Source organism: Erythrobacter fulvus (assembly GCF_028595285.1).
In the GTDB taxonomy this organism is placed as follows: Bacteria; Pseudomonadota; Alphaproteobacteria; order Sphingomonadales; family Sphingomonadaceae; genus Erythrobacter; species Erythrobacter fulvus.
On sequence record NZ_JAQQXQ010000005.1, the window covers coordinates 19,739 to 45,851 of the forward strand.

Genomic DNA, 26,113 nt, shown 5'->3' on the forward strand with positions numbered 1-26,113 from the left:
ATGTAACTAATTGGCCGATTTTGGCCGGAAATACCGTCATTTTGGCCAAATTCGGCGAATTTTGGAATTCCGATTACATTAACTGATAAATTGAAATTGCGCGACTCGGGCGGGGCGCCTAGGGTGATTGGTGAGACGAAAGGAGGCCACTATGACAGGCCGAAAGACCAATCCCTCGCTGCTTGCCGGAGCCCTCGCATTGGCCGCGGCAATTCCCGGCGCGGCAATTTCCGCGCAGTCTTCCGGCGATGCCGAGGCACTTCGCGCAGCACTTGATGACGAATACAAGGCCGAGGCCACCTATGCGGCGGTGATCGCGGCATTCGGCGAAGTGCGCCCCTTCATCAACATCATCGAGGCCGAACGCCGCCATGCGGCCAGCGTCCGGGCCGAGATGGACCGCCTCGGGCTTTCTTACGACGCGGCCAATCCCTATCTCGGCAAACTCGCCGCGCCTGCATCAGTGCTTGAGGCCTGCAAGCAGGGTGTCGCGGCGGAAGTGGAGAACATCGCGCTTTACGACCGGCTACTGCCGACGATCGGCGATCCTCAGGTGCGCGACACGCTCACTCGCCTGCAATGGGCCTCGCGAGAGCGCCATTTGCCCGCCTTCAAACGCTGCGTCGAACGCGGCGGATCGATGGGGCGCGGACCCGGTGGCAGTCGCGGCCGTCAAGGCACCAACTGATCACTCTCGGAAAAGACGAAATAGCAAATAAGAAGGAAACTGCCATGTCTCTGCATATCGGCGATACTGCCCCCGACTTCACCGTTGCCACCACCACCGGCGAGATTTCGCTGCACGACTGGGCGGGTGACAGCTGGGTATTCTTCTTCAGCCATCCGGCCGATTTTACCCCGGTCTGCACGACCGAAATGGGCATGACCGCCCGTCTCGCAGCCGAGTTCGAAAAGCGTAACTGCAAGCCGCTCGGCCTTTCGACCGACACGGTCGAGGAGCACCTCGAATGGGTCAAGGACGTCGACGAAACCCAGGGCGTGAAGCTGACCTTCCCGATCGTTGCCGATCCCGATCTGGAAATAGCCAAGCTCTACGACATGATCCATCCCGACCAGAGCGAAACCGCGGCGGTGCGTTCGGTGTTCATCATCGACCCGGCCAAGAAGATCCGCCTGACCATGACCTACCCAATGAGCGTGGGTCGCAATTTCGACGAGATCCTGCGTGTGATCGACAGCCTCCAGCTGTCGGACAAGGCGCGGATTGCCACTCCCGCCGACTGGCGCCCGGGCGATAAGGTGATCATCCCGCCTTCGATCCCGGACGAGAAGGCGAAGGAGATGTTCCCGCAAGGCTTCACCACCATCAAGCCCTATCTGCGGATGGTCGCGGTCGACTGATCAACCCGACCGACTATGCACCGCCGGACATCCCCCCGTCCGGCGGTGCAACCCTTTCGTCTTCAAACCGTATATCCCGTGCAGCGATTGCAATTGATCGCCGCCGGCAAGGGATTAGCTCACTACCATGTTGGAAAACCTCGACGCCCTGCTGCTCGCGCGGATCCAGTTTGCCTTCACGGTAAGCTTCCACTTCTTCTTCCCGGCCTTTTCGATCGGGCTGGCGAGCTACCTTGCGGTGCTGGAAGGGCTGTGGCTGAAAACGGGCAAGCCCGTTTATCTCGATCTGTTCAAGTACTGGCTGAAGATCTTCGCTATCGCCTTTGCGATGGGCGTCGTTTCCGGCATCGTCATGTCCTACCAGTTCGGCACCAACTGGGCGGTGTTTTCCGACAGGGCGGGGCCCGTCATCGGGCCTTTGATGGCGTACGAGGTGCTGACCGCTTTCTTCCTCGAAGCGGGCTTTCTCGGCGTGATGCTGTTCGGGATGAACAAGGTCGGCAAGAAGCTGCACTTCGCCGCTACGCTGATGGTGGCGCTGGGCACTTTCGTTTCGGCCTTCTGGATCCTTTCGGTCAACAGCTGGATGCAGACGCCTACCGGCTATTTCATCGCCGAAAACGGCCAGTTCATGCCGGGCGAAAGCTGGATCGACATCATCTTCAATCCGAGCTTTCCCTATCGCCTCGTGCACACGGTGATGGCGGCTTATCTCACGACGGCTTTCGTGGTGGGCGCGGTGGGGGCGTGGCACCTGCTCAAGGACCGCGCCAATCCGCACGCGCGCAAAATGTTCTCCATGGCGATGTGGATGGCGGCGATCGTGACGCCGTTGCAGATCTTCGCGGGCGACATGCACGGGCTCAACACGCTGGAGCACCAGCCCGCCAAGGTGATGGCGATGGAGGGGCACTTCCAGTCCCACCCCGAAGGCGCGCCGCTGATCCTGTTCGGAATCCCCGACAGCGAGGCAAAGACGGTGCGCTATGCGATCGAAATTCCCAAGGCTTCCTCGCTGATCCTCAAGCACGATCTCAATGCGCCGCTCGCGGGGCTCGACACCATTCCCGAAGACGAACAGCCGCCGGTGGGCATGGTGTTCTGGAGCTTCCGGGTGATGGTCGGTATCGGCTTTGCCATGCTCGGCATCGGGCTGTGGAGCCTGTGGGGCAGGGTGCGTGGACGGCTTTACGAAATGCGGTGGCTGCACCGTGCGGCGGTGCTGATGGGGCCATCCGGCTTTGCCGCAGTGCTGGCAGGCTGGATCACCACCGAAGTCGGCCGACAGCCTTTCGTGGTCTATGGCCTGCTGCGCACCGCCGATGCGGCAAGCCCGCTTGATGCACCGGCCGTGGCGGCCTCGCTGCTGGCCTTCATCCTAGTCTACTTCACCGTCTTCGGCATCGGTGTCTGGTATATCCTCAAGCTGATGGGCAAGCCGCCCAAGCCGGGCGAACTGGGAGCCAAGCGCGGCGATACCGGCCCGATCCGCACCGCCGGGATTACCCCAGGTCCGATGCAGAACCCGGGCGGCGCGGAAACGCTGCCTGGCGACCGCGCGAACGAGAAGGAGCCGGTGTGATGGATCTGACCGTCATCTGGGCGTTCATTATCGCCTTTGCCGTGTTCGCCTATGTGGTGATGGACGGCTTCGACCTCGGCATCGGCATCCTTTTCCCGACCTTCGCTGCAGGGCGCGAGCGGGACCGGGCGATGAACTCGATCGCGCCGGTGTGGGACGGGAACGAGACCTGGCTGGTTTTGGGCGGAGGCGGGCTGTTCGCTGCTTTCCCGCTGGCCTATGCGGTGATCCTGCCCGCAACCTATCCGCTGATCATCGCCATGCTGCTGGGCCTGGTCTTCCGAGGGGTGGCATTCGAATACCGCTGGCGCGATCCGGCGCATCAGAAGTTCTGGGACATGGCTTTCACCGGCGGCAGCTTCGTCGCCGCGCTGGCGCAGGGCATGACGCTGGGCGCGCTGCTGCAGGGGATCGAGGTGGAAGGCCGCGCCTATGCGGGAAGCTGGTGGGACTGGCTGACGCCTTACACCCTGCTGACCGGCCTCGGCACTGTGGCGGGCTATGCCTTGCTGGGCAGCACCTGGCTGATCTGGAAGCTGGACGGCGAGGAGCAGGCCCATGCCCGCAAGCTCGCGATCCGCTGGGGCGCGGCGACCATCGTGCTGATGGGCGCTGTCAGCCTCTACAACATCTCGCTCAATGCCGACTATGCCGCCCGCTGGCTGACCGCGCCGGAGATCTACTGGGTCGCCCCGGTGCCGATCCTGACGGGCATCGTGGCGATCTCGATGCTGCGCGCGATCCTGAAGGAGCGCAATTCCAAGCCGTTCTGGCTGGGCATCGCGCTGTTCTTCCTCGGCATGAGCGGGCTGGGGGTGACGATCTGGCCCTATGCCGTGCCCGAAGCCCTGACCATCTGGGATGCCGCCGCTCCGGAACGCAGCCAGATTTTCATGCTGGTGGGCGTCGCGCTGACCCTGCCGCTGATCATCGGCTACACCGCCTGGGCATACTGGGTGTTCCGCGGGAAGGTGGCGGATGAAGGTTACCATTGATGCTGGCGCCGCCCGAACGTGAACCCGAAGGCCCGCTGTGGAAGCGCCTCTTATGGATGGCGGGCATCTGGGCGGCTAGCGTCGCGGTGCTTGGGGCGGTGGCCTATGTCATCCGCTTGTGGATCGCGCCGTGAGCCGGGTGAAAGTCTGGTACGATGGTGCCTGCCCGCTTTGTCTGCGCGAGATCGCGGTGATGCGGCGGCTCGACCGGCGCGGGGCGATTACCTTTGTCGATGTCGCAGCCGGAAGCGACCCGTCCTGCCCTGTTGACCGGGCGCAGCTGCTCGCCCGGTTCCATGCCGAACAGGACGGGGTGGTGCATGACGGCGCGGCGGCCTTTGCCGCGATGTGGCGCGCGATCCCGCTGCTGCGCCCGCTGGGGCTGGCGGCGCGCTGGTCGCCCGTGTTGCGCGTGCTGGAAGCCGCCTATGTCCGGTTTCTGAAAGTCCGGCCCCGCCTTCAGCGGCTGTTTGCCTGAAAAAGCACTTGCCCTGCACGGCCTGATGGTCTGAATCCCGTATCGAGAGAGACGGGAGAGACCACAAGCCATGACCAATTTCGGCGGGATGCAGAACGAAATCTACAACGCGGGGCTGAAAGGCATTCTGCCCACTTTCCCCGTCGATTTCGCCACGCTGGAAAAGCGCGCGCACGAGGCGCTGGGCCCGAGCCTCACCAACTATGTCGCGGGCGGTTGCGGGGACGAGCATACGCAGAACAGCAATGCCTCGGCCTTCCACCACTGGGGCATGGTGCCGCGCATGATGGTCGATTGCGCGACCCGCGATCTTTCGATTGATCTCTTCGGCCACAAATATCCTACCCCGCTGTTCATGGCGCCCATCGGCCTGAACGGCGAGGCGACGCAGGACCGCCACGGCGATATGGCCGCCGCCCGCGCATCGGCGATGACGGGCGTTCCGTTCTGCGCGTCGACCCTTGCCAACGATCCGCTGGAGGATGTGAAGGCGGCCTGCGGCGATACGCCCGCGTGGTTCCAGCTCTACACCCCGAAGAATAAAGAGCTGGCGACAAGCTTGATCCGCCGCGCCGAAGATGCCGGCTACAAGGCGCTGGTGGTGACACTGGATACCTGGGTAACGGGCTGGCGGCCGCGCGATCTCAACGCCTCCAATTTCCCGCAGCTGCGCGGCAAGGTCCTGCAGAATTATTTCACCGATCCCGTCTTCCGCTCGCTGCTCGCCAAGCCACCCGAGGAGGACCCGGCGGCGGCGATCTTCACCTGGGCGGCGACCTTTGGACAGGTGCTTACGTGGGAGGACATGGCGTGGTTCAAATCGGTGACGAAGCTGCCGATCGTGCTCAAGGGCATCTGCCACCCCGACGACGCGCGCCGCGCGGTCGATAGCGGGGCCGATGCGGTCTATTGTTCCAACCACGGCGGGCGGCAGGCCAATGGCGGGATTGCCACCATCGATCTGCTCGAAGACGTGGTGAAGGCATCGGGCGATGTGCCGGTGCTGTTCGACAGCGGCATCCGTTCGGGCACCGATGCGGTCAAGGCGCTGGCGATGGGTGCGCGCGCCGTCGGGGTGGGGCGCCCCTATACCTACGGACTCGCACTCGGCGGCGCGGAAGGCGCGGCGTGGGTGTTAAGATCGATCCTCGCCGAAGCCGATCTTCTGATGGCCGTTAACGGTTATCCGACCCTTGCCGATGTGCGTGCTGCCGGAGTGCGCCGCACGGATCGGTGAGTTGTGGCGGACGCAAGGTCGTTAACCATGACTTTCATATTTTCTCCACAGTTTTGCTGTTAACTTGAATCGCACAACAACTGCGAATCGGGAACGCGACAATGGCAAGACCAACTATCTGGTCCAGTGGGCCGGATCCCATGAACCGCACTGTCCGGCTGAACGACGAATTTTCGCGGCGCGCGCAATACGGGCGCATTCAGCCGATGGACAGCAGTCACTCGCTGCTCAAGCGGATTGCCCGGCTGATCGCCTGATCGCCCGGCGGGCGAGGGTCAGCCCCCCGCCTTCGCCATCATCACCAGCTTGGTGTCGGTGAAGGCAAGGTAGCCTTCCTCGCCGCCTTCCGAACCGAAGCCGGAATCGCCCACCCCGCCGAACGGGGTTTCGGGCGAGGCAACGATCAGCTGGTTGATCCCCACCATTCCCGCACGCAAGGCCCGCCCGAGGTAATGCGCCTCGTCCAGATTGCCGCTGAAGGCATAGGCCGCGAGCCCGTAGCGTAAGCTGTTGGCGATCCGCACCGCGTCCTCGATCGTGTCATAGGGAACGATTCCGGCGATGGGTCCGAAGGGTTCCTCGGTCATGAAGCGGCTGTCGGGGGCGGGGTTGGCGATCACGGTGGGCTGGAAGAAGAATCCCTTGCCCGGGATGACTGCACCGCCGGTGACGACTTCACCGCGATTGCCGCCGACATCGGCTACCACCTGTTCCATCGCCGCGATCCGGCGACCATGGGCAAGCGGGCCCATATCGACGCTGTCATCCGCGCCCGGATCGCCGACCTTCAGCTTGCCGGTGCGCTCGGCGAATTCCGCGACGAAGCGGTCGTAGATCGTCTTGTCGACCAGGAAGCGCGTGGGCGAAACGCAGACTTGCCCCGCATTACGGAACTTGGTCGCCGCGCACATCGCCACGGCGCGTTCAAGATCGGCGTGGCGGCTGACGATCACCGGCGCATGGCCGCCCAGTTCCGGGGTGAAGCGCTTCATGTGGCTCGCCGCCAGTGCGCCCAGCTGCTTGCCCACCGCAGTCGATCCGGTGAAGCTCACCTTGCGGGTGACGGGCGAGGCGATCAGGTGTTCGGACACCGGACCGGGATCGCCATAGACGAGGTTCAGCACGCCCTTGGGCACCCCTGCATCGACGAAGCATTCAACCAGCAATTGCGCCGAGGCCGGCGTATTTTCGGCCGGTTTCAGGATCGCGGTGCAGCCCGCCGCCAGCGCCCCTGCGATCTTCTTGGCAGGCAGGTTCACCGGGAAATTCCACGGCGTCAGCAGCACGCTCGGCCCGACGGGTTCGTGGGTCACCATCTGCGCGATCAGTTGCTGCCCGCGCGAGGGAATCAGGCGTCCTCCCTTGCGCTTGGCCTCTTCGCCGAGGAAGTCGATCACGTCGGTCGAGCCGGTGATCTCGCCCACGGCCTGCGCACGGGGCTTGCCCATTTCGGCGGTGATCACGGCGGCAATCGCCGGAGCGCGTTCGCGCAGCAGATCGGCGGCGCGGCGCAGGATCGCGTAGCGTTCGGCACCCGGGGTGCGGCTCCAGCCGGCAAAGGCATCATCCGCCGCCTTCAGCGCGGCATCGAGCTGCGCGGGGCTCGCCTTGGGGCACTGGCCGATTTCCGCCCCCGTTGCCGGGTTCACCACCGCCATGCTTCCCCCATGGCCCGTCGCGATCCATTCGCCGTCGATCAGCATCTTGAGGGTGGGATAGGTGGTCATGGTGGGCTCCGTAGTTTGATTCGACCTTGCGCGAACTTGTAATTTTATTGCGTATACTCTAGCGGCGACTCCGCTGCATCGCGAGGAGAGAATCATGCTGGTCGGCGTCCCCAAGGAAATCAAGCTGAGCGAGTTCCGCGTCGGCCTTACCCCCGAAGCCGTGCGCGAATATGTCGCCGCCGGGCACCGCGTGATCGTCGAAACCGGGGCGGGCCTCGGCATCGACAAGGACGACGATACCTACCGCAAGGCCGGGGCCGAGGTGGTGGACAGCGCCGCCGAAGTCTTTGCCCGCGCTGAAATGGTGGTGAAGGTCAAGGAACCGCAGCCGTCCGAATGGGTGCAACTGCGTGAAGGGCAAATTCTCTTTACTTACCTGCACCTTGCGCCCGATCCCGATCAGGCGCGCGGGCTGATGCAGGCGGGCGTTTCGGCCATCGCCTATGAAACCGTGACGGGCCCCGGCGGCGGCCTGCCGCTGCTTGCGCCGATGAGCGAGGTTGCCGGTCGCCTGTCGATCGAGGCGGGTGCGCAGGCGCTGCGGGCCAGCAATGGCGGGCGCGGGACATTGATGGGCGGGGTGCCCGGCGTGCTTCCGGCGCGGGTCGTGGTGCTGGGCGGCGGCGTGGTCGGCACGCAGGCCGCGCGCATGGCGGTGGGCCTCGGTGCAACGGTAGAAATCTTCGACCGTTCGCTGCCGCGTCTTCGCCAGCTGGACGAGATGTTCCAAGGCCGCGCGATCACCCGTTTCTCGACCGTCGGCACCATCGAACAGGCGGTCGCGCAGGCCGACGTGGTGATCGGCGCCGTGCTGATCCCCGGGGCGAGTGCGCCGCACCTCGTCACCCGCGCGATGCTGGGCGAGATGAAGCACCGTGCGGTGCTGGTCGATGTCGCGATTGATCAGGGTGGCTGCTTCGAAACCTCGCACGCCACTACCCACGAAAACCCGACCTACGAGGTCGACGGGATCATCCATTACTGCGTCGCCAACATGCCCGGCGCGGTGCCGCTGACGAGCAGCTATGCGCTGAACAACGCCACCCTGCCGTTCGGCCTGGCGCTGGCGAACAAGGGGCTGAAGGCCTGCGAGGAAGACCCGCATCTCGCCCCCGGGCTGAACGTCCACAATGGCAAGATCGTCAATGCGGCGGTGGCGGAAAGCCTCGGCTTTTCATCGTGAAGTGTTCCACGTGAAACATCGCGAAAGCGGTCGAAAATCGCCGAGATAACGCGAAAAAGGGGCGAGATCCGCCGAGATCGCCCCTTAATCCGAGCTTAGACTGCCACCACCTGCTGTTCGATGGCACCGAAGATCGAGTGGTTGTGTTCGTCGCGCATCTCGATCCGCACCGTATCACCCGCCTGCATGAAGGGGGTCTTGGGCGCGCCGTCGGCGATGGTTTCGATCATGCGGATTTCGGCGATGCAGGAATAGCCCGCGCCGCCATCGGCCACCGGCTTGCCCGGCCCGCCATCGGCACCCTTGTTCGAAATCGTGCCGGTCCCGATCACCGTGCCCGCGCACAGATTGCGCGTCTTGGCCGCGTGGGCGACCAGCTGCGCCAGGTTGAACGTCGCGTCCACGCCGGCATTGGCGCGGCCGAAGGGCTGGCCGTTGTAATCCACCATCAGCGGCAGATGGATCAGACAGTCGGCCCAGGCCTCGCCCAACTCGTCGGGCGTCACCGCCACGGGCGAGAAGGCGCTGGCGGGCTTGGACTGGAAGAAGCCGAAACCCTTTTCCAGCTCCCCCGGGATCAGCCCGCGCAGGGACACGTCGTTCACCAGCATCAGCAGCTTGATATGCTTTGCCGCATCTTCCGCCGAAACGCCCATCGGCACGTCGTCGGTGATGCAGGCAATCTCGCCCTCCATGTCGCAGCCCCATGCCGGATCGCCGAGGGGTATATCCTGACGAGGGCGTAGGAAAGCATCGGAGCCGCCCTGATACATCAGCGGATCGTGATAGAAGCTGTCGGGCACCTTGGCCCCGCGCGCCTGCCGGACGAGTTCGACATGGTTGATATAGGCGCTGCCATCGGCCCATTGATAGGCGCGCGGCAGGGGCGAGTGCGCCTGGCGTTCGTGGAACCGTTCGCACGGCACGGCCTCATGCTCGACATCGCGGGCGAGGACTTCGAGTTCCGGCGCGATCCGGCTCCAATCGTCGAGCGCGGCTTGCAGCGTGGGGGCGATGTAGCCGGCAGCGCAGCAGCGGGTGAGGTCTTTCGACACCACCACCAGCTTGCCATCGCGCGTGCCGTTATCGAGGGTCGCGAGCTTCATTATTCTGTTCTCTCCTGGCGAAAAATTATTCGGCGTCGATCTGGTTGTCGGGATGGGCCGCGATGAAGGCGGGCAGCGCAAGACAGGCGGCCTCTATCCGGGTCATGTGGGGGGACGCCGAAAGATCGTAGGCAAACCGCCGCGCATTGGCGAGTTGCGGGATCAGCACTACTTCGAACAGGCCGGGCGTATCGCGGTGCAGGAAATCGCCCGTCCCCAGCTGCGCCAGCCGCGCCTCAACCGGATCGAGCGTGCGTTTGAGCCAGTGGCGATACCAGACGTCGATCTCGTCCTGCGAATGGCCGAGCGGGTCTTTGAGATATTTCAGCACCGGCAGGTTGTTGACCGCGTGGATCTCGGTCGCGATGCCGTAGGCAAGTTCACGCACGGTGTAGCGCGCCTCGATATCCTGCGGCAGCAGGCGCGGGGTGGGATAGGCTTCGTCGAGCCATTCGAGCAGCGCCATCGATTGCGCCCGATCGCGCCCGTCCGCCTCCAGCATCGGCAGCGAGCCGAAGGGATTGCGCGCGGTGAAGGCGGCGTCCTTGTTCGCGCCGGTGCGCAGATCGACTGGCACGTTCTCGAACGCCAGCCCTTTCAGGTTCAGCGCGATGCGCAGCCGGTAGGAGGTCGACGAGCGGAAGTAGCCGTAGAGCTTCATCAGAACGCCGCGATCCCCGTGATTGCGCGGCCGAGGATCAGCGCGTGAACGTCATGCGTGCCTTCGTAGGTGTTGACGGTTTCCAGGTTCACCGCGTGGCGGATCACCTGATATTCCTCGGAAATGCCGTTGCCGCCGTGCATGTCGCGCGCTTGCCGGGCGATATCGAGCGCCTTGCCGACATTGTTGCGCTTCACGATCGAGATCATGTCGGGGGCAAAGCGCCCCTCGTCGATCAGGCGCCCGACGCGAAGCGACGCCTGCAGGCCCAGCGCGATGTCGCTCATCATGTCGGCGAGCTTCTTCTGGAACAGCTGCGTGGCGGCAAGCGGTCGGCCGAACTGGTGGCGATCGAGGCCATACTGGCGCGCGGCGGCGAGGCAGAATTCCGCCGCGCCCATCGCGCCCCACGAAATCCCGTAACGCGCGCGGTTGAGGCAGCCGAACGGGCCTTTCAGACCTTCCACGTTCGGCAGCAGCGCGGATGCGGGCACGCGCACCTCGTCCATCATGATCATGCCGGTGGTGGAGGCGCGCAGGGAAATCTTGCCCTTGATCTTGGGCGCTGAAAGCCCGGCCATGCCCTTTTCCAGCACGAATCCGCGGATTGCGCCGCCATGTTCCTCGCTCTTGGCCCAGACCACGAAAACGTCGGCGAAGGGCGAATTGGAAATCCAGGTCTTGCTGCCGGAGATGACGTAATCGTCACCGTCCTTCTTCGCGTAAGTCTTCATGCCCGCCGGATCGGAACCCGCATCAGGCTCGGTCAGGCCGAAGCAGCCGATCAACGTGCCTGCGGCGAGGCCGGGGAGATACTTGCGGCGCTGTTCGTCCGAACCATAGGCGTAGATCGGGTGCATCACGAGGCTGGATTGCACGCTCGCCATCGAACGGTAGCCGCTATCGACCCGCTCGATTTCGCGCGCGATCAACCCATAGGCGACATAGCCTGCGCCCGCGCCGCCGAATTCTTCGGGGATGGTGGCACCCAGCAGGCCCGCCTGACCCATCAGCGGGAAGAGTTCGGGCGCGTCCACCTCCTCGCGGAAGGCGTCGATCACGCGCGGCTGCAATTCGGATTGCGCGAAGCCGTGCGCGGCATCGCGGATCATCCGCTCTTCCTCGGTCAGCTGGCTTTCGAGATCGAAGGGGTCTTCCCAGTTGAACGGGGCGATTCCGCTCTTCGGGGCGGGGGTGCCGTGCATGGCGATGCTCCTGCTTAATCTGTTTGCCATGCCTTCGCAGGCTTGGCGGGACGGAGCAAGGGGGAGCGCGCCCAACAGCGCCGCTGCGCGCGGCTTTTCAGCAGGTCGCCAGCACGCGGCCTACCGCGTCCAGCAGCGCAGCGGGCGGGCAAGGCTTTGCCACCGCCACCGCACGCGGGAACCGGGCAGCGATTTCATCGCGCTCGGCCCGTTCGGAATGGAGGATCACCGGCACGTTGTCGTCGATCAGCGTCTGCGCCAGCTCGTAGGTCAGGCCGTCGACCAGCTCGATATCGAGGATCGCCAGATCGGGCTTTGCCTTCTGGCAGGCGAGCATGGCCGAGGAAATCCCGGCATACGGGCCTTCGACTTCGTAGCCGGCTTCCTCGAAGGTATCACGCAGGTCGAAGGCGGTAATATACTCGTCCTCGGCCACCAATATTCGCAAGGCCATAGGTCTTCTCCCCGTGTCCGCGACTCCGGGACTGCCGGAGTGTAACACGGGTTGGACGTAAACCTTGCTCCGTATTTTACCCGTTGTTGCCGAACTTCGCGGCGAAGCCGGTCTCGTCGCCCGCGGCGAGGTATTTGGCCTGTTCCACCCATTGATCGCGGGTGATGCGGCCCTTGAACCGCCCGAGCTGCGCGTCGATGCGCTCGATATCGGCATCGGACCATGCCGCGATCTGCGCGAAGGACGTGACGCCGAGCTCGCCCAGAAGTGTCACCAGTTTGGGCCCGACACCTTTGATCCGCGACAGGTCGTCCGCAGCCGACGGGGCCGGAGCCGCGGCGGGGGCGGGTGTGGTGGTGGGAACCACCTGCGGCCCGGCCTCGGCATCGGTGCCCAGCGGCGCAGCGGCCACGGCTTGCGCATTGGCCGCGGCTGAGAGCGGTTCGGGCGCGGGCTTTACCGCAGCCGGGGCGGCATCGATCAGCGCCTGATTGCGGCGCGCGCGTTCGGCGCCTTCGTCGAGCACATCCTTCGCGCGGGTGCCGTCGTCGATCACGGAGGTTTTGCGGTTGGCCTTGGCAATGAACCAGACGGCCACAACCAGCACCACCAGCCCGATCAGGATGAAGGGCAGCAAGGCATTCAGATCATTCGTCATCACGATGGTATGCTCCAGCACAGAATCGGTCGCGCCCGCCAATAGACCCTGATCCGCGCCGGTGGAAGCACGGTGCCTTAACTCAGCCGCCCTTCATGCTCCCCGCCAGCGCGTTGAGACGCAGGAATTCCTGCCGCCAGAAATTGTCCTGATCGCCTGCGAGCCTGCCGATCTGATCGAAGCTGTATCCCATCATCATCTCGTCCCCGCGCAGCACCTGCCCGAAAGCGGCGACAGCGGCGGCAAAGGCGAAATCGCCCTTGGGCAGCGCGGCAGCGTAAAGAAGCCCCGACGGCACCGCCTTTTCGATCAGCCGCGACTTTTCGCCATCGGGCAGTTTGTAGCGCAGTTTGATATTGGCGGCCTCGGCCAGCTTTGTGCGGGCGGCTTCGGCGGGGACATCCTCGTAGCGGCGCGGAGCGATCCAGCCCTTCGTGCCCGCCGGCACGATCTCGTAGATTGCGGTCACCTGATGGCCTGCGCCGATATCGCCCGCATCCACGCGGTCATTGTCGAAATCCTCTTCGCGAAGGGCGCGGTTCTCGTAGCCGACAAGGCGATACTGGCTGATGACGGCAGGGTTGAATTCAACCTGGATTTTCACGTCCTTGGCGATGGTGAACAGCGTGCTCGACATCTCCTCGCCCAGCACCTTCGTCGCCTCCAGCGCGCTATCGATATAGGCGTAATTGCCGTTCCCATGGTTGGCGATCTGCTCCATCATCGCTTCGTTGTAATTGCCCGTGCCAAAGCCGAGCGTGGTGAGCGTGATGCCGGAATCGCGCTTGTTCTCGATCAGCTCGATCAGCGCCTTGGTGTCCGACACGCCGACGTTGAAATCGCCGTCGGTGGCAAGGATCACGCGGTTCACGCCGCCCTTGATGAAATTGTCCTCGGCAATGCGATAGGCGAGCTCGATCCCCGCGCCGCCCGCGGTCGATCCGCCCGCCGAAAGACTTTCCAGCGCGCGGCGGATTTTCCCAGTGTCGCTGGTCGGTTCGAGCACCATGCCGGCCGCACCGGCATAGACCACGATCGAAACCTTGTCCTGCGACGACAATTCGCCCGCGAGGCCCGCCAGCGCGGTCTTGACCAGCGGCAACTTGTCGGGGCTGTTCATCGAACCCGATACGTCCATCAGGAACACAAGGTTCGCAGGCGGGCGTTCGGCGCTGTCGATATCGTAACCGCGCAACCCGATGCGCATCAGGTAGGTATTATCGTTCCACGGCGTTTTCGCGACGTCGGTGGTTACCGTGAAGGGCTGGCTGCGATCCTGCGGCCTGGCATAGTCGTAGCGGAAATAATTGATCATCTCCTCGGTGCGAACCGCGTCCTGCGGGGGCATCATGCCTTGCGTCAGGAAACGCCGGGCATTGGCATAGGCGCCGGTATCGACATCGACGCTGAAGGTGCTGACCGGCTCTGCGGCGACCAGCTTGACCGGCGAGACTTCCTTGCCATCATATTTCTCGCGGCCGGGATCGGTGGCGACCACCACCGGCGGGGCGAAATAGGCCATGTCGGCTGCGGATGCCTTGGCCAATCGCGATCCGGTGACGGTGAGGACTTCCTGCGACGCCGGCGCTCTGGCAGGCGGGGGAGGCGGGGCGGCAGCCATATCGCTGCTATCGTTTCCGGCGCAGCCCGCGATCACGGCACACAGCGCCAGGCCGGCGATCAGTCTTGTCCCTCGCATCACTTTTCTCCCCGCTTGTTCCAGCGGATTGAAAAATCGATTCGCAGCCGTGAATAGCGACTGAACGCTCTATGCGGGGGACGAGCTGTCCTCGTCCGGGACGACATTCTTGCGGAACAGCACCTTGTCCTCCTCGCCAAAGCCGCGCCGCCATATCACCAGCGCATAGGTGCCGAGCACGGCGGGGATGCCGACCAGCAGCTCGATCCATTCGGGCAGCAGAGTGAAGGCATATCCCACCACCACCGCCGCAGCCGCTGCATAGACAAGCGGCCAGCGCCAGTTCGAAACGCTCGCGCCGAGCAGGCGCTTCAGCAGCAGCGCCTTGACGAGGCTGGAGGTTGCCAGTGCGATCATCAAGGCGCCCGCGGCGCCTGCGGCCTGATACCCGCCACCCAGGCCTGCATTGCGCACCGCCATAATCAGCGCCACTGTCAGCCCCGCCTGCAACGCAATGATCCCGACCGAAATCGCCAGATTGCGCTTGCGGGCGATGTAGACGAGCACGCTTTCGGACACGACCGCCATCGAGGCGACCACCTCGGCCGCCAGCAGGAAGGCCAGCGCGGCGGTGCCCGCGACATAATCCGGCCCCCACAGGCCCATCACCGCCTCGCCCGGCATGCCCAGCACCAGCGCGATGCCCAGTTGCACGGCGATGATCCAGAAGCCCACCTGCCGCACTTGCGCGGCAATCGCTTCCATGTTGCCGATGCGCAGGTTCTTGGTGATGACGGGCGACAGGATGGGCTCGAAGGACGTCTTCAGCTTCTGCGGCAGCGAGGCGATTTGCTGCGCGGCGTAATAGATGCCGACCGCTTGCGGCGGTGCAAACAACCCGAGGATGAAAATGTCGAGCAGCCGTGTCCCGCGCTCAATCGCGTCCGCGCCAACCAGCGGGAAAGCCCGCGCCGACATGCCCAGCATCGCGCGGGCCTGCGGTGTCCAGTTCTTCGGCAGACCATAGGTGCGCAGGAACGGCCACAGCGCCGTCAGCAGCCCGGCATAGATCGAGGTTATGAACGCCAGCGCCAGCCCCGCATCGCGCGTTTCGGGGATGAAGAAGAACACGCCTGCCCCGATCGATATCGTCCACGGCTCCACCACCGCCCGCGCGCGCACCGTGGTGGCGATATCGAAGCGGTAGGCCTGCGCGGCCAACAGGATTTCGGTGACGGCAAAGGCGGGGATGGTGGCCACCAGCCACATGTCCCACGGGCTGTTCATGCCGTTGGGGAACATCGGTTCGGGGAACACCAGCAGCACCCCGGCGGCAACCGCCGAATAGGCCAGCGCCAGCAGAATGCCGTCATAAACAAGGTTGGTTTCCGCACTGCGGTTTTCGCCCGCGCCTTCGGACAGGCGCTGCGCCAGACCACGCTTTTCGCCCAGCGAACAGATCAGCGCGACAATCTCTATCAGCACCAGCGCCGAGGCGAAGCGCCCCAGCGCCTCGGCCCCGTAAAGGCGGGTGGCGATGACGAGGAAGGGAATGCGCGCGATCAGGCGCACCACGAAACCCATCGTATTGGTGCGCCCGCCCTTGGCCAGCGTGGCGAGATCGTCGCCGCCCTTTTCCGGGGCAGGGGCACTGTCGGCGGGCGGTTGGCTCACGCCGTCAGGTCCTTTGCATCGCTTTCGAGTTCGGCCCGCAGCGGGCGGGACAGCAGTTCGGCCACCACCTTGCCGGCTCCCGCTCCGCCCAGAATGGCGTTGACGGCAGCCACGATCGGCATCGGGATACCGCGCCGTTCCGCCAGATCCGCCAGCACGGGCGCGGTGTGCGCGCCTTCGGCCACGGTGCGGCGGTCAGCCATCAGTTCGGCTGCGGAGGCGCCTTCGCCGAGTGCCTTGCCGAGCGAGAAATTGCGACTTGAGGTGGAGGAGCAGGTAAGCACCAGATCGCCCAGTCCGCACAGGCCGGCCAGTGTCTCGGTCTGCGCGCCCAATGCCTCGCCAAAGCGCAGCATTTCGGCATAGCCGCGCGCGATCAGCGCGGCGCGGGCGTTCTGGCCAAGCGCCAGTCCGTCCACCACCCCGCAGGCGATGGCCAGCACGTTCTTCACCGCGCCGCCGATTTCCGCGCCGCAGACATCGTCGGAATAATAGGGGCGGAACGCGGGGCGCGCGATGGCGGGCGCCAGACGTTCCCACTGCGCCGCGCCGCCCGAACAGGCGAGCGTGACGGCGGTCGGCAGGCCCGCGGCGACTTCATGCGCAAATGTCGGCCCGGAAAGCACCGCGATGGCGCTGTCGGGGCAAGCTTCGCGGGCGACGTCGTTCATCAGGCGTCCGGTGCCTGCCTCGATCCCCTTGGAACACAGCACCAGATCGCGCGGCTGGCGGGATAGGCCCGCCAGCACCTTGCCCAGCACCTGTGCGGGGGTGACGACCAGCACGATGTTGGTCGCCGCCAGATCGGCCAGATCGCCGGTCGCGCAGATCGTCGGCGCGAGGGTGGCGGAGGGCAGGTAGAGCGGGTTTCTGTGTTCGGCATTGATCGCGGCGACCACTTCGGGCTCGTAGGCCCAGAGGATGACCTCGCGCCCGTCGCTGGCAAGCATCTGCGCCAGCGCCGTGCCCCATGCGCCTGCGCCGATGACGCCGATGGTCTGGTGTGCCGTCATGCCTTCACTCCCGCCCCGCGCACCTTGTCCGCATCCGGATCGAGCGCCCAGCGCGGGCGGGCCTGAAAATCTAGGGCATCGCCCGCAAAATCCCTGCCCTCGATCGCCAACCGTTCGCAACCCGCCCAGGCGATCATCGCGGCATTATCGGTGCACAGTGCCAGCGGCGGGGCGGTGAAGCGCATGGCGTGACGCGCCGCGAGGGTTTCCAGTGCGCCGCGCACCACCTTGTTCGCCGCAACCCCGCCGGCCACCACCAACGCGGGGAAAGGCCCCGCAGTATCAAGCGCAAGTTCGAGCCTGTCGGTCAGACATTCGACAGCCGCCTGCTGGAAGCTTGCGGCAATGTCGGCAGGCCGATGCTCGCCGCTTTCGACCGCGCGCAGCACCGCGCTCTTGAGGCCCGCAAAGGAGAAATGCGGTTCGCGCGAACCCTTCAGCGGGCGCGGCAGCGGCACGGCCTTGGGATCGCCTTCCAGCGCCAGCCGCTCCACCGCAGGCCCGCCGGGATAGCCGAGGCCTAACAACTTGGCGGTCTTGTCGAACGCCTCGCCCAGCGCATCGTCGATGGTGGTGGCAAGGCGGCGGTACTGTCCCACACCCTCGACGGCGAGGATTTGGCAATGCCCGCCCGAAACCAGCAGCAGCAGATAGGGAAATTCCAGCCCTGCATCGGCCAGCCGCGGCGAAAGCGCGTGACCTTCGAGGTGGTTTATCGCCAGCAGCGGCTTGTCCGCCGCCATCGCCAGCGCCTTGGCGCTTACCAGACCGACCATCACCCCGCCGATCAGCCCCGGCCCGGCAGTGGCGGCAATCGCATCGACATCGGCAAGACTCAGGCCCGCATCGCCCATCACCTTTTCCAGCATCGGTGCCAGCCGTTCGGCATGGGCACGGGCGGCGATTTCGGGCACCACGCCGCCATAGGGCGCGTGTTCTGCCTCCTGACTGGCAATCGCCTGCGCCAGAATCACGCGGTCGCCGCGCACCAGCGCGACGGCGGTTTCATCGCAGCTCGATTCGATGCCCAACACCAGAGGTGCTTCAGAGGTGTGCGTTGCCGATCCCATCCGGCTTCCATCTAGTCTTTGTGAAGGCTAGGGCAAGCATAGCCATGAACGAAGCATCTCCAAACGCCCCGCGCTTGCGACTGGGCACCCGCAATTCCCCGCTTGCGATGGCGCAGGCAGTTGAAACCCGCGCCCGCCTGTGCGCCGCCCACGGCTGGGCCGAGGACGAGGTCGAACTCGTGCCCGTGCTGGCGAGCGGCGACAAGGTGCTGGACCGCCCGCTGTCCGAAATCGGCGGCAAGGCGCTGTGGACCAAGGAACTCGATCAATGGCTGGGTGAGGGGCGGATCGATCTGTCGGTGCATTCGGCCAAGGACGTCGAGACCATCCGCCCGTCCGAATTCCACTTTCCCGCCTTCCTGCCGCGCGCCGACCGTCGCGATTGCCTCGTCGGTGCGGCCAGCATCGCCGCGATCCCGCAGGGCGCGGTTGTCGGCACCAGCGCCCCGCGCCGCGCCGCGCAGCTTTTGAACCTGCGGCCCGATTGCAAGGTCGTCACCTTCCGCGGCAATGTCGCCACGCGGCTCGCCAAGCTTGAGGCGGGCGAGGCGGACGTGACCTTCCTTGCCGCCGCGGGCCTTGAACGGCTCGGTCAGAGCGCAGTCGGCAGCCCCTTGGGCGAGGGTGAATGGATCCCCGCCGCCGCGCAGGGGGTGATCGCGATCGAATGCCGCGCCGATAATGCGCGCACCACCGCGTTGCTTGCCGCCATCGATCACGCGCCGACCCGCGCCGAGCTGGAGGCCGAACGCGCGCTGCTCGCCGAACTGGGCGGCACCTGCCATTCGCCGGTCGCGGTGCTGTGCACGGGCGGGGGCGATAGCCTGTCGATGCGCGCCGCGCTGTTTAGTCCCGACGGGGCCGAGCGGATCGAGGGCACGGCCAGCTTCGCACCGGGCGATCATGCGCCGGTAAAGGCGCTGGCCGCCGACCTGCTGGCCCGCGCCACCCCCGGCATCGCGCCGCATTTCCGCCAGGGAAAATGAGCGTCCACCTGCTCGCGCTGCGCCCCGAACCGGGGTTGTCCGCGACGCTGGAGAAAGCCCGCGCGCTGGGCCTTTCAATAACCGGACAGGCGCTTTCCGAAATCCGTCCCGTGGCGTGGGACTGCCCCGATCCGGCCGCCTATGACGGGCTGCTGATCGGCAGCGCCAATGCGATCCTGCATGGCGGTGCAAATCTCGCGCCGCTTGCCGACAAACCCGTCTTCGCCGTGGGCGAGGCCACCGCTTCGGCAGCGCGCGAAGCGGGTTTTGCGGTCGAAATGGTCGGCAGCGGTGGCCTGCAAGGCGTGCTCGACACGATTGCACCGCCGCGCCGCCTGCTGCGCATCGCGGGGGAAGAACACGTACCGCTGAAGCCCCCTGCGGGCGTCAGTTTCGACACCGTCATTGCCTATCGCAACGTCATGCTCCCGCTCGATCCGTCGGCGGGGGAACTGGCTGCGGGCGACATCATGGTGCTGCTCCATTCGGCCGCCACCGCGCGCCACTTCGCCGGCGAGTGCGACCGGCTCGGGCTGGAGCGCGAAACCATCACGCTCGCCGCGCTCGGCCCGCGCATCGCGGCTGCTGCTGGGGAGGGCTGGCAGGCCGTCCACATCGCCGCCAGCCCGGACGAGGTTGCCTTGTTGGCAATGGCATCCCACTTGTGCCAGAAGCCAAGCTCCATTCCCGCCGCGCCAGGGCGATAAGAACAAGGTCGCAGAACGGAACCTGATGGAATCGAAATACGGAAGTCGCCGCAAACCTTCCTCGGGACGGGGAATCCTGCTGGCCGTGCTCGCCGCCTTTATCGCCGGGGGGCTGCTGGTGGGCTGGGTCGTGTGGTACAATTTTCAGCCCGACCGTAATGGCGTGGCTTTGAGCGGTCCTGCGGGCGGCACCGAAACGGGCGCAGCACCCGACGCTGATCCAAGCGCCGCGCTGACCCCGTCGCCAAGCCCGCTGGCCGAACCGATCACGCCCGAAAATGCCGAACAGGCGGTGGAAGCCGTTACCCGCGTGGCCGAACAGCAGGGTGGGCTGGACCAGCGCCTTGCCGCTGCCGAACAGCGCCTCGCGCGGCTCGATCTGCAAGCGCAGGCGGCGGCGGGCAATGCGGCGCGGGCGGAAAGCCTGCTGATCGCCTTCGCCACCCGCCGCGCCGTCGAACGCGGAGCGGAGCTTGGCTATCTGGCCGACCAGTTGCGGCTGCGTTTCGGCGACCAGTGGCCCAATGCGGTGAGCACGATCATCACCTTCTCGCGCGATCCTGTCCGGCTTGACGGGCTGGTGGCGCGGCTCGAAGGGCTAGGCCCGCAATTGCGCGAAGGCAGCGAGGGGCCGTCGTGGGGCAGCTTCAAGCGCGAATTGGGCCAATTATTTGTGTTCCGCCGCGAAAGCACCCCTTCGCCGCAGCCGCAGCGGCGGCTTGAACGGGCGCGCTGGGCGCTTGAACAGGGCCGCTATCAGAACGCGATCGACGAAGTGAAGGGCATGCCCGGCGCCGACAAAGCGGAAGGCTGGATCAAGGACGCCGAACGTTATGCAAAGGCGATGGAAGCACTTGAAGTGATCGAGACCGCGGCTGTGCTCGACCAGCGCGGATTGCGCGATGGTGCGGGCAATCCGGTGCGGCAGTTGAGCCCGGTGGTGGTGGGGAATTAGTTTTGTCGCCACTGCAAGGTGGCGCGCAAACAGATTACGCCTTCAGCAGCTCCGGCAAATCGCCCGAAACGCCTCGCGCTTCGTCCATGAAGAAATTCTTGAGCATCGGCGTGCGCTGCACAGCCGCCATGCCGAGCCGCCGCACGGCGCTAGCCGTCTTGCCCGGCGCACCGAAAAGGCGGGTGAGGCCGTCGGTCGCCAGTGCCACCATGAAGCTGTCGAGCCCGCGCCACGTCTCGTAACGCTTGAGCACTTCGGGATCGCCCGGATCGAGGCCCAGCCGCGCACCATCGGCCAGCACTTCCACCAGCGCGCCGACATCGCGCAGGCCGAGATTGAGACCCTGCCCCGCAATCGGGTGAATGCCGTGCGCCGCATCGCCGATCAGCGCGAGGCGTTCGGCGGTGATCTTGGCCGTGTGGTGGAAGCCGAGCGGATAGCTCGACCGCTGGCCGACGCTCAGCACGCGGCCCAGCACGCCGCCCATACGCTTTTCGACTTCGGCGAGGAAAGCGCGGTCGCCCAGCTTCATCACCGCCGCCCCGTCCTTCTCGGACACGGTCCACACCAGCGAGGAACGGTGCGTGCCGTCGGCATCGTCGTTCATCGGCAGCAGCGCGAACGGCCCTGCGGGATAGAAGATTTCCCAAGCGACATTGTCGTGCGGCTTTTCATGGGTCAGCCCGGCGATGATCGCGCGGTGTTCGTAATCCCACTTCGCGATGGTGATGCCGGCGGAATCGCGGGTGGGCGACTGGCGGCCTTCGGCGGCGATCATCAGCCGGCCTTTCAGCTTGGTACCGTCGGCCAGCACCGCAGCGACGCCGTACTGGCTGCGCTGGCGTTCGGTCACGGTCGCTTTCGCGGTCCAGTGGATCAGCGGCTCCTTTGCCGCCGCTTCGAACAGCGCGAGCCGCAACCGGCGGTTGGGAAACATCCGCCCCAGCGTGCCGTCATCGGGGCCGGGAACGAAATCGAGCCGTCCGGGCTTGTTCTGATCGGTGACGGCAATGGCGGAAATGTCGCACGCGAATTCCTCAAGCCCCTCGGCGATGCCGATATTCTCGAACAGGTGCCAGCTGGCGGTGGAGATCGCGGTGGCGCGATCATCGAAGCCTTCGGCCGTCAGCTCGGCCGGATCGGCGCGGTCGATCACGTGGCTGGACATGCCCTTCTTCGCCGCCGCCAGCGCCAATGTCATCCCAACCAGCCCGCCGCCGAGGATCACCAGATCGCGGGTTTCTTCTGTAGGATGTGTCACCGTATCGGCTCCGATTGCGAAGTTGAGCCTGTGTGCCTAGAGGGTTGCCCGTGTCCCGCGCAAGAAACTTCCCGCTCCCGATCCGACAATTCGCTGCATGGGTGCTTGCGCTTGTCGCAAGTGTGCTGCTGGCCGGCGCGGCGCACGCGCAGGATGCGGAGCCGGATGCCGGGTCGCGGGCGCTTTATGGCGACGGCAATATCGCCGTGGCGCTGTTCGCAGACGGCGCGCCAAAGCCGGGCGGGGAGTGGATGCTGGCCCTGCGCTTCACCCCGAAATCCGAGGAATGGCACGGCTACTGGTCGAACCCGGGCGATGCGGGGCAGGGGATGCGGCTGACGCTTGGTCTGCCGGCTGGCTGGGAGGCGGGCGAGCCGCTTTATCCGGTGCCGCAGCGGCTGACGATCAGCGGGCTGATGAACCACGTCTACGAAGGGCAATATGCCGTGCTGGTGCCGGTGAAGGTGCCTGCCGATGCAAGCCTGACAGACGTTCGCCCGATCACAGGCCATGTCGAATACCTTGCCTGCACCGACCAGATCTGTGTGCCGCAGGATGCGGTGCTGAAGGCGACGATGGGCGGTGATTTTGCGCGTTGGCGAGCAAGCATCGCGCCGTTGCTGGATGCGCGGGGAGCCTTTGCGATCGCCGGTCAGACCCTGCGTATCGGTATCCCGCTTCCCGCCGGAGTGGCGTTGGCCGATCCGCATGTATTCATCTCCAACGAACGGCTGGTCGAATATGCCGCGCCGCAGACCTTCCGCCGCGCGGGCGACCTGCTGGTGGCCGAAATCCAGCTGGATGAACGCAGACAAGCGGTTGAAGCGGTGTCCGGCATCCTGTCCTTTGGCGACGGCGCGGGGGTGCGTTTCGCAGCGGCAGCGGGCGATGTCCCGACCAACGGCGAAGTCATCGCCGGAGCGCAAGGCGCAGTCGCCCCGCCGCTGTGGACGCTGATCCTCGGCGCGCTCGCGGGGGGGCTGCTGCTCAACATCATGCCCTGTGTCTTTCCGATCCTCAGCCTCAAGGCGCTGAGCCTCGCCCGCGCGGGCGAGAGCGAGGCGCGCGCGCGGGCCGAGGGGCTGGCCTATACCGCAGGGGTGGTGCTGGCCTGCGTCGCATTGGGAGCCCTGATGCTCGCCCTGCGCGCGGCGGGCGAACAGGTCGGCTGGGCCTTCCAGTTGCAGGAGCCGGGCGTGGTCGTCGCGCTGCTGGTGCTGGCCGCCGCGATCACGGCGAACTTCGCCGGATTGTATGAACTGCCGTCGCTTTCGGTCAGCATGGGGGGCGAGCGCACCGGTGCCTTTGCCACCGGATTGCTTGCCGCCTTCGTCGCCACGCCCTGCACCGGCCCCTTCATGGCGGCGGCGCTGGGTGCGGCGCTGTTGTTGCCGGTGGGCCAAGCGCTGCTCCTGTTCGCGCTGCTGGGGCTGGGGCTGGCGCTGCCGTTCCTGGCTTTGGGCTTCGTGCCGCCGCTGCGACGGATGCTGCCAAAGCCCGGCGCGTGGATGGAGCGTTTCCGCCGGATCATGGTAATCCCGATGGGGCTCACCGCGCTCGCGCTGGTGTGGCTCACCACGCAGCTGGGCGGGCAGGCGTTCGGCGGTATCGCACTGCTGCTGGTGATCGGCGTGCTGATCGCGCTGTGGATCGTCGGGCGGCTCCAGCGTGGCGGCAAGATGGCGTGGCCTGCCTTTGCCCTCGTCGCTGCGCCCTTTATCGCCTTTGCCGCAATCGCGCTCCCCAACGTCTACGAGGCCAAGGGCAGCGAACAGACCGTCAGCATCCACGCGCCCACGCCCTTCAGCCGCGATGCGCTGGCCGAAGCGCGCGCGTCGGGGCAACCGGTGTTCCTATGGTTCACCGCCGACTGGTGCGTGACGTGCAAGGTCAACGAAGCCACCGCAATCGAGCGCGAGAGCGTGCGCGATGCGTTCGAGGCAGCTGGTGTCGTCACGATGATCGGCGACTGGACGGTGCGCGATCCGGAAATCACCGCCTTCCTGACCGAGCAGGGCGCGGCGGGCGTGCCGCTTTACCTGTGGTATGCGCCGGGAGCCTCCGCGCCCGAACAATTGCCCCAGGTGCTTACGACGGATCTGCTGGAAACGCAGGCTCGGGCGAACTCCGGCACGCCTCCACCAGCTGCATCGGCAGCGGGCTCGGATTAAGCTTTACCAGCCCAGCGCCGGGGACCGTGACGGTCGCCTCTCGCAGGCCGCCCAAGGTGTCCCAGTCGCGTGCGCGGGCAGGGATCTCTCCCTCCCACAGCAGCCCGCCACGGCCCTTGGTCGCATCCACCGGGATGCGGGCGATCCGGCGATTGCCGATCAGCGCCAGCAGCGCGCCCGCGCCGGCATCGGCTGCGGCATGACGGGTGATCTTCAGCCGCGCATCGGGGTTGCCCGCACCGATACATTCGAGCGCTACCAGCACCGGTTCGCCGGGAATGCCGTAGACCAGCCGCGTCTCTCCCCCGCTCACCGTCCACACCGCGCCTTCGGTATCGGGCGAGGCGATCGGTTCGGACGGGCCGGCGGGCGCAGGCAGGTTCGCCGCACGCGCCACGGCAGCATCGGTGGGCGGCGGCTTGCAGGCGGGCAAAGCCAGCGCCGCCGCTGCCGTTACGCCTGCAAGGATGCCTCGTGCTGTCATCACCGTGCCTTGATAAATTCGCGGATATCGGCCGAAAGCTTCGCCCGGTCTTCATCGCGGATATACATCATGTGGCCCGCATCGTAATATTTCCAAGTGATCCGGTCCTGCGGGATGCCGGTGCGCTTCAGCGAATATTCCGCGCCGAAGAACGGCGTGGCGAAATCGTACCAGCCTTGCGCGTTGAACACCCGAAGGCCGCTGTTCTGGCGCATCGCCTTGCCGATCAGCGGCGCGATGTTGAGATAGGCGTTGCGTCCCCAGCCGCTGCCGAGCGACCAGTCCCACTGCCCGCCGACAGAGCCGATCGACTGGTATACGCGGTCGGTCTCGTAACCCAGCGTCTCGCGCGCCCACTGGTTGATCGCGGCGGTATAGCCGGCGTCGATCCCGTAAAAGCTCGGGTCGGCATCCGGCGTCTCGCCCGCATTGTCGTAATCAGTGCCGGTGTAACGCGCATCCAGCCGTCCAATGGTCTGCCCGCGATCGCGCAGCAGTTCCTTGTAGAACCGCTGGTCGGTGACGCGCAGATCGGCCTGTTCGAGATATTCTTCCGACAGGCCGGTAAGGCGAGAGAATTCGCGGCGCACGGCCTCCCTTTCAGCCTGCGGCAATTCCTGCCCCTTGAGCAGCGCCGACGCGAATGGCCCGATGGCAAAGCGGCGGGCTTCTTCCACAATCGCTTCCACTGAAGGCGCCTGAACCTTGCCGTGATACCAGGCCGCCGCCGCCATGTTCGGCAGGGTGACGATATAGGCCATTTCGTTGCCCGGCGTCGGCTCGCGTCCGGCGAAGTCGAGGATGGTGGAAATCAGGATCAGCCCGTTGAGGCCGACGTCATTGTATGTCGAGCCTTCCAGCTCATCGACCACCATCGCGGTGCGGCTGGTGCCGTAGCTTTCCCCGCCGAGATATTTGGGGCTGCCCCAGCGGCCGTTGTCGTTGATCCAGCGGCGGATCACCTGCGCCACCGCGCGCCCGTCCTGCCTGAGGCCGTAATACTTCTTCGCGTCGGTGCCCTGCGTCAGATAGCTGAAGCCGGTGCCCGGCGGATCGATGAACACGAGATCGGCGACATCGAGCAGACTGTCGGGATTGTCGAGCAGCGGATAGGGCGGGGCGCCATCGTCGCGCGCGTCGCTGGGGATCGCCACGCGCTTCGGCCCGAAGGCGCCCATCTGGAGCCACACCGAACCCGAACCCGGCCCGCCGTTGTAGATGAAGAACACCGGGCGCGAGGCATCGACAGGGGTCTTCACATAGGAGGTGGTGACGATCACCGCTTCGGCCTTGCCGTCGTCGCTGCTCAGGATCGTATCGGCAATCGTGGCGCGATAGGCGATGCGTTGCCCGCCGAAAGTGCCTGCCAGATCGCGGGTGCGAACCTGCCGTTCGGGCGTGGACGCCTCTGCCTTTGCGGGCGCGTCCTGCGCGATGGTGGGGGCGGTAAGGGCGAGGGTGCTGGCAGCGGCCAGCGCAGCGATGACTCGGATGTTCATGGGACG

Annotated in this window: 25 protein-coding genes; 12 read left to right on the forward strand and 13 right to left on the reverse strand. The window is 65.6% G+C overall.

Annotation, left to right across the window (positions count from 1 at the left end; translation table 11 throughout):
• Positions 1–151: 151 nt before the first annotated feature.
• The 7 genes from OIK40_RS07440 (at position 152) to OIK40_RS07470 (ending at position 5,654) form a co-directional block, all read left to right on the forward strand.
• Positions 152–688 (forward strand): ferritin-like domain-containing protein, encoded by a 537-nt coding sequence (locus tag OIK40_RS07440; RefSeq protein ID WP_273677466.1) that lies wholly within the window; start codon positions 152–154, stop codon positions 686–688.
• A gap of 44 nt (positions 689–732) precedes the next feature.
• A complete protein-coding gene (locus OIK40_RS07445; protein ID WP_273677468.1) occupies positions 733–1,362 on the forward strand; it encodes a peroxiredoxin in 630 nt (209 codons plus the stop codon).
• Positions 1,363–1,489: 127 nt separating this feature from the next.
• Positions 1,490–2,944: a cytochrome ubiquinol oxidase subunit I gene (locus OIK40_RS07450; RefSeq protein WP_273677469.1), complete on the forward strand. Its 1,455-nt coding sequence runs from the start codon at positions 1,490–1,492 to the stop codon at positions 2,942–2,944.
• On the forward strand, positions 2,944–3,939 hold the full coding sequence (cydB, locus tag OIK40_RS07455; RefSeq protein WP_273677470.1) for a cytochrome d ubiquinol oxidase subunit II: 996 nt from the start codon (positions 2,944–2,946) through the stop codon (positions 3,937–3,939). The genes OIK40_RS07450 and cydB overlap by 1 nt, the downstream gene beginning before the upstream one ends.
• Complete coding sequence (locus OIK40_RS07460) at positions 3,939–4,073, forward strand: DUF2474 domain-containing protein (protein ID WP_273677472.1); 135 nt, start codon at positions 3,939–3,941, stop codon at positions 4,071–4,073. Before cydB ends, OIK40_RS07460 begins: the two co-directional genes overlap by 1 nt.
• Positions 4,070–4,417, forward strand: coding sequence for a thiol-disulfide oxidoreductase DCC family protein (locus OIK40_RS07465; protein WP_273677473.1), 348 nt, complete (start codon positions 4,070–4,072; stop codon positions 4,415–4,417). Before OIK40_RS07460 ends, OIK40_RS07465 begins: the two co-directional genes overlap by 4 nt.
• Positions 4,418–4,487: 70 nt before the next feature.
• A complete protein-coding gene (locus OIK40_RS07470; protein WP_273677474.1) occupies positions 4,488–5,654 on the forward strand; it encodes an alpha-hydroxy-acid oxidizing protein in 1,167 nt (388 codons plus the stop codon).
• A gap of 275 nt (positions 5,655–5,929) precedes the next feature.
• On the opposite strand, the gene OIK40_RS07475 is transcribed toward OIK40_RS07470, so the two are convergent.
• A complete protein-coding gene (locus OIK40_RS07475) occupies positions 5,930–7,381 on the reverse strand; it encodes an NAD-dependent succinate-semialdehyde dehydrogenase (protein WP_273677475.1) in 1,452 nt (483 codons plus the stop codon).
• A 94-nt stretch (positions 7,382–7,475) separates the two neighbouring features.
• Between OIK40_RS07475 and ald the strand changes: the two genes are divergently transcribed.
• The gene (gene ald / locus OIK40_RS07480; RefSeq protein WP_273677477.1) at positions 7,476–8,564 is read left to right on the forward strand and encodes an alanine dehydrogenase; all 1,089 of its coding nucleotides are present in this window, start codon (positions 7,476–7,478) and stop codon (positions 8,562–8,564) included.
• A 95-nt stretch (positions 8,565–8,659) separates the two neighbouring features.
• Here ald and OIK40_RS07485 read toward each other — a convergent pair whose 3' ends face one another.
• The 9 genes from OIK40_RS07485 to tsaD all read right to left on the reverse strand — a co-directional run bounded on the left by OIK40_RS07485 (position 8,660) and on the right by tsaD (position 18,044).
• A complete protein-coding gene (locus OIK40_RS07485) occupies positions 8,660–9,670 on the reverse strand; it encodes a fumarylacetoacetate hydrolase family protein (protein ID WP_273677479.1) in 1,011 nt (336 codons plus the stop codon).
• A 25-nt stretch (positions 9,671–9,695) separates the two neighbouring features.
• On the reverse strand, positions 9,696–10,331 hold the full coding sequence (gene maiA, locus OIK40_RS07490) for a maleylacetoacetate isomerase (protein ID WP_273677481.1): 636 nt from the start codon (positions 10,329–10,331) through the stop codon (positions 9,696–9,698).
• Positions 10,331–11,536 carry an acyl-CoA dehydrogenase gene (locus tag OIK40_RS07495; RefSeq protein ID WP_273677483.1) on the reverse strand — a complete coding sequence of 402 codons (1,206 nt, stop codon included), beginning with the start codon at positions 11,534–11,536 and terminating at the stop codon, positions 10,331–10,333. Before OIK40_RS07495 ends, maiA begins: the two co-directional genes overlap by 1 nt.
• Before the next feature lie 97 nt (positions 11,537–11,633).
• The gene (locus OIK40_RS07500; protein WP_273677485.1) at positions 11,634–11,990 is read right to left on the reverse strand and encodes a response regulator; all 357 of its coding nucleotides are present in this window, start codon (positions 11,988–11,990) and stop codon (positions 11,634–11,636) included.
• Between the two features lie 76 nt (positions 11,991–12,066).
• Positions 12,067–12,648, reverse strand: a complete 582-nt coding sequence (locus OIK40_RS07505; protein WP_273677486.1) for a helix-hairpin-helix domain-containing protein — start codon at positions 12,646–12,648, stop codon at positions 12,067–12,069.
• Positions 12,649–12,730: 82 nt separating this feature from the next.
• The gene (locus OIK40_RS07510; RefSeq protein WP_273677488.1) at positions 12,731–14,347 is read right to left on the reverse strand and encodes a vWA domain-containing protein; all 1,617 of its coding nucleotides are present in this window, start codon (positions 14,345–14,347) and stop codon (positions 12,731–12,733) included.
• Between the two features lie 69 nt (positions 14,348–14,416).
• Entirely contained in the window at positions 14,417–15,961 is a 1,545-nt protein-coding gene (locus tag OIK40_RS07515; protein ID WP_374211799.1) for a lipopolysaccharide biosynthesis protein, read from the reverse strand.
• Complete coding sequence (locus OIK40_RS07520) at positions 15,958–16,974, reverse strand: NAD(P)H-dependent glycerol-3-phosphate dehydrogenase (RefSeq protein WP_273677490.1); 1,017 nt, start codon at positions 16,972–16,974, stop codon at positions 15,958–15,960. Before OIK40_RS07520 ends, OIK40_RS07515 begins: the two co-directional genes overlap by 4 nt.
• Positions 16,971–18,044 (reverse strand): tRNA (adenosine(37)-N6)-threonylcarbamoyltransferase complex transferase subunit TsaD, encoded by a 1,074-nt coding sequence (gene tsaD, locus OIK40_RS07525; protein ID WP_273677492.1) that lies wholly within the window; start codon positions 18,042–18,044, stop codon positions 16,971–16,973. Before tsaD ends, OIK40_RS07520 begins: the two co-directional genes overlap by 4 nt.
• A gap of 44 nt (positions 18,045–18,088) precedes the next feature.
• Here tsaD and hemC point away from each other — a divergent pair, with 44 nt between their 5' ends.
• From hemC to OIK40_RS07540, 3 genes are read left to right on the forward strand one after another with little or no spacing between them, the layout of a single operon-like run.
• Entirely contained in the window at positions 18,089–19,030 is a 942-nt protein-coding gene (gene hemC / locus OIK40_RS07530; protein ID WP_273677493.1) for a hydroxymethylbilane synthase, read from the forward strand.
• Positions 19,027–19,737, forward strand: a complete 711-nt coding sequence (locus OIK40_RS07535) for a uroporphyrinogen-III synthase (protein ID WP_273677494.1) — start codon at positions 19,027–19,029, stop codon at positions 19,735–19,737. Before hemC ends, OIK40_RS07535 begins: the two co-directional genes overlap by 4 nt.
• 25 nt (positions 19,738–19,762) lie before the next feature.
• Positions 19,763–20,692, forward strand: coding sequence for an MICOS complex subunit MIC60 (locus OIK40_RS07540; RefSeq protein WP_273677495.1), 930 nt, complete (start codon positions 19,763–19,765; stop codon positions 20,690–20,692).
• A gap of 34 nt (positions 20,693–20,726) precedes the next feature.
• On the opposite strand, the gene OIK40_RS07545 is transcribed toward OIK40_RS07540, so the two are convergent.
• A complete protein-coding gene (locus OIK40_RS07545; RefSeq protein WP_273677496.1) occupies positions 20,727–21,953 on the reverse strand; it encodes a UbiH/UbiF/VisC/COQ6 family ubiquinone biosynthesis hydroxylase in 1,227 nt (408 codons plus the stop codon).
• 50 nt (positions 21,954–22,003) lie between these two features.
• On the opposite strand from OIK40_RS07545, the gene OIK40_RS07550 reads away from it, so the two are divergent.
• A complete protein-coding gene (locus OIK40_RS07550) occupies positions 22,004–24,124 on the forward strand; it encodes a protein-disulfide reductase DsbD family protein (RefSeq protein ID WP_273677497.1) in 2,121 nt (706 codons plus the stop codon).
• On the opposite strand, the gene OIK40_RS07555 is transcribed toward OIK40_RS07550, so the two are convergent.
• Both OIK40_RS07555 and OIK40_RS07560 read right to left on the reverse strand, forming a co-directional pair.
• Positions 24,042–24,608 carry a hypothetical protein gene (locus OIK40_RS07555; RefSeq protein WP_273677498.1) on the reverse strand — a complete coding sequence of 189 codons (567 nt, stop codon included), beginning with the start codon at positions 24,606–24,608 and terminating at the stop codon, positions 24,042–24,044. The genes OIK40_RS07550 and OIK40_RS07555 overlap by 83 nt on opposite strands.
• Positions 24,608–26,107 (reverse strand): S10 family peptidase, encoded by a 1,500-nt coding sequence (locus tag OIK40_RS07560; RefSeq protein ID WP_273677499.1) that lies wholly within the window; start codon positions 26,105–26,107, stop codon positions 24,608–24,610. The genes OIK40_RS07555 and OIK40_RS07560 overlap by 1 nt, the downstream gene beginning before the upstream one ends.
• Between the last annotated feature and the right edge of the window lie 6 nt (positions 26,108–26,113).